Origin of the sequence: Syntrophothermus sp. (assembly GCF_013314835.1) — a bacterium.
Taxonomy (GTDB): Bacteria; Bacillota; Syntrophomonadia; order Syntrophomonadales; family Syntrophothermaceae; genus Syntrophothermus; species Syntrophothermus lipocalidus.
Genome location: NZ_JABUEX010000126.1, coordinates 1 through 3,459, shown reverse-complemented (window position 1 = coordinate 3,459; position 3,459 = coordinate 1). Strand labels below are relative to the sequence as shown.

General features: G+C 58.5%; 4 protein-coding genes. 2 read left to right on the top strand and 2 right to left on the bottom strand.

Features of this window, described 5'->3' with window-relative positions:
* Nucleotides 1–410: 410 nt before the first annotated feature.
* Both HPY90_RS15465 and HPY90_RS15460 read left to right on the top strand, forming a co-directional pair.
* Nucleotides 411–617, top strand: a complete 207-nt coding sequence (locus HPY90_RS15465) for a hypothetical protein (RefSeq protein ID WP_287195822.1) — start codon at nucleotides 411–413, stop codon at nucleotides 615–617.
* Nucleotides 618–875: 258 nt separating this feature from the next.
* The gene (locus HPY90_RS15460) at nucleotides 876–2,633 is read left to right on the top strand and encodes an S-layer homology domain-containing protein (RefSeq protein ID WP_287195820.1); all 1,758 of its coding nucleotides are present in this window, start codon (nucleotides 876–878) and stop codon (nucleotides 2,631–2,633) included.
* A 164-nt stretch (nucleotides 2,634–2,797) separates the two neighbouring features.
* Here HPY90_RS15460 and HPY90_RS15455 read toward each other — a convergent pair whose 3' ends face one another.
* Together HPY90_RS15455 and HPY90_RS15450 are read right to left on the bottom strand one after the other, a co-directional pair.
* Nucleotides 2,798–3,295, bottom strand: coding sequence for a ribonuclease toxin HepT-like protein (locus HPY90_RS15455; protein ID WP_287195818.1), 498 nt, complete (start codon nucleotides 3,293–3,295; stop codon nucleotides 2,798–2,800).
* Nucleotides 3,240–3,459: nucleotidyltransferase family protein (locus HPY90_RS15450; protein WP_287195816.1), on the bottom strand; the 220-nt coding region annotated here is incomplete at its 5' end. The genes HPY90_RS15455 and HPY90_RS15450, both read right to left, overlap by 56 nt.

Genomic DNA, 3,459 nt, shown 5'->3' with positions numbered 1-3,459 from the left:
AAGCCGTTTCCAATTTCGTCGACTTTCTCGTCCAGCGCGCCGTGAACCAGGGGGCGCTCATCGAGGTGATCCGCCACAACCAGCCCCGCCTCCGGGAAATGGGCGGCATCGCAGCCCTCCTCCGCTTTTAGAGAAAGATTTTCAAACAGGGTCAGGGAAAGCAATATAACGTACTTCCGGCTCCGGGAAAAACCGGAGCCTTTTGTCTGGGCCTTTTCTCCCCTCCGGCGCAATGCCGAAGATTGTCGCAAAAGTGAAGAATTTTACGAGCAGGCTGAGCAGGACAGGGCCGCTCCGGCGTCGAATACTTTGGTTGCGTAATGCCAGATGTTTACAAAAATGGTATGACAATTTAGGACGAAAATCTCACAAAGATTTACGATGCTCTGGAGGCCGGGGGGTGAGCGCCTGTGAAAAACGAGCTCCTGGAAGAGATCGGCAGGTGGCGGGACCTCCTGCGGGGGGTTGGCTACAGCAGGAGCCAGATCCGGCAGATGATCAGGGAATATACCGGAACGGACGATCTGCGGAAGCTCCCGGAGGAGGACCTGGCGAAGGTTGTGAGCCTGCTGCGGGAGAGGCACGCCTTCGCCCTGCGCTGCCGCAATTTAAAATAGCTTTTTGCTCGATTTTCTTCCCGGTAGTTTGCCGGTTGAGGAACGAATTAGCAGGAATTTCGGAAGAAAGTCAGAATAGGTTATAAAATAAGGCCGGAGTCCGGACTCAGAAAAATTTTTAGCAAACCAGTGTGCTTCCGGACTCGTTTGTGGTATAATTTTGCAATAGGATTACTGCACCGGAAGCTGTGCCAGATTCAGGCAGCGCTCCGGCAGCTTTCTGTCTCCGATTCTTTCGAAAAAACTCGCAGAAAGGGGGTGAAAAAGGATATGGGCATACTTCGCACCAACCGTACCCTCCTCGGCAACATCGCCCTCGTGGTTTTCCTCGCCTTCCTGGTAACGCTGACCTTTGGGGTTGGTGCTCCGGCAGCATACGCTTCTAAAACTGTTCAAGTCAAGGATAAGTCGGATGTCTGGCAATCAGATACAGCAACTTTAAGAACCAACAGCGCAAAAACGCAGGTGGAGCTGACGATCAAAATATTTCCTCTTACGGCCGCGGAGTTCCAAAGTATTTGGTTTCAAATTAAAGATGGAGTAAATGTCCTCAAAACGGTCTATGCGAGAGACACGGTATACAGCAGCGCCTATGATAACGTATATGGTACCGTATATCAACTGGTTTACAATTGGGTTTATGCATTCGCCGATATTTTGCCCCATGCTTTTAGTTTGTTGGTATACCAAGATAGCCAACAACTTAAAACGATCACTTTGAACGTGGAGGCGCCACCACCTGAAAGCAGCGGGGGAGGTGGACCAGCGCCGGCACCCACTCCACCCGCGCAGGAAACTCCCACCGGAACAGCCGTTGTAGACACGCAGGCGGGAACCGCGACCCTGGCCGTTGATGAGACCAAGGTGACGGCCGTTCTCCAGGACCCCGCGCAGAACCAGCTCGTTTTAGAGATCCCGACCGCAGCAGGAATCAAGGAACACGCCGTCCAGATCCCGGCGGCAGTACTCGCCCTCGCGGCCGAAGCCGGGAAGGCCATCGTGGTCCAGGCGCCCACAGCACAGATCACCATTCCGCCCCAGGCCCTTGACGTGCCTGCCCTTAGAGAACTCCGCAAGACCGGCGAAAAGGTCCAGGTGGCCGTTGCCGTCAAGGAGGCACCGGAGGCAACGCAGGGGAACGTTGCCCTGGCATTGGCGCGTCCCGAGAACAGGGGCCTGAACCTGGTGGGGCCGGTGCTCGACCTGAGCGTTGCGGCGAAGGTTGAGGGGAAGGAGCCGGTCCCGATCACGAGCTTCAACAAGGCCCTCAGGCTGCGCCTGCCGTACGGTGAGGCTGACCTCAAGGGCGTGCCCGAGGCTTACCTCGGCGTCTACCGGATCGCCGGAACCACCCTTGCCTACGTGGGCGGCAGGGTCCTGGCAGCCGAGAACGCCGTTGAAGTCGAACTCTCCTCCTTCAGCTCTTACGCCCTCATGACGTACCAGGTCGCCTTTGCCGACACCACCGACCACTGGGCGCGCCAGGTGATCGAGCTGATGGCGGCGAAGCACATTGTCAAGGGAGTCGGCGCCAACCGCTTTGCCCCGGACGCCACGGTGACGCGGGCGGAGTTCGCGACACTGCTCGTGAAGGCCCTGGGCATCGCCGAGATGAAGCCTGCGGCCGGCAGGTTCAGGGACGTGGCGCCAGGCGCCTGGTACTTCGGCACCGTTGAGGCCGCGGCAGAGGCCGGCCTGCTCAAAGGCTACCCCGACGGCACCTTCCGCCCGGCAGGGAAGATTACGCGCCAGGAGATGGCGGCGATGATCGTCAATGCCCTCAGGTACGGCGGGAAGGATGTCGCCATCGGCAGGCAGGAGATCCAGCAGCTCCTCGGCCCCTACACCGACGCTCCGAGCATCGGCGGCTGGGCGGTGGAGGCTGTGGCCGTTGCCGTCAGGGAAGGGATCATCAAGGGCCGCACGGCGGCGACCATCGTGCCGCTGGCCAACGCCACCCGCGCCGAGGCGACGGTGATGACGAAGCAGGTGCTCTCCAGCCTCAACCGCATCTAGCCCTGCACTAGAATTCCAAGCCGCCTGCACCACCGTTTTGAGCCAGGCAAAAACGAACCCCCGGGGGCGACCCCGGGGGGTTCTCTTTTCTTCGCCTCCGCAGCCTTGCTGCAACCTCGCCTCACGGTTATCCTTCACAACTTTGTATCCATTTATCCCACGCTCTAACTCTCATCTAACTCTCCGGCCAGCCTGGTCAGGAACTTACCAAAGCGCTCAACCGCCCGGCACGTTCGAATTGACACCTGGGCCAGGTTTTGCATGAGGGGCGCGATTCTTTCCCATTCCAGGTGGTGGCCGTAAACATTCCGGAAAACGTGGCGAAAACGCAGGTATTCATCCAGTTCCTGGACCAGTTCCCTTGTGAGCAGGGGAGGGCGTACTCCTGGCACGTCAAGGGCCATGCTCTGCAAAAGGCGCCTGTGCCAGTCTTCGCCCCGGGGGCAGCCTCCGTTGATCACCTGCGCGATCAGCTCAAACCCGTCTTCGAGAGCTGTATAGAAATCATGCAGGATGCTTCCTGCTGCCCGGAGGTCGTAGATGTCGGGGTTGCTGCTCCTGGTCGCCAGCCATTCTCTGCCTTGCCGGGTAATTGTCTCGATCTCGTTAACCAGGGCCTGCAGTTCGCTGGCAAGGGTCAGCAGCCGGTTCCGGTCTCTCATAAAGGAGAATCCCCCTTTCCTGGACGGCCTCCTTCAGTGCCGCAGGGCAGGTATCCAGATCGATGAGGTCGACGTTTCGCTCCAGTTCCCTGTTCAGGCGGGCGAGGACCGGAAAATATTCCTTTGGCGAAAGACCTTCAACTGCTAGGTCGATGTCGGAATCC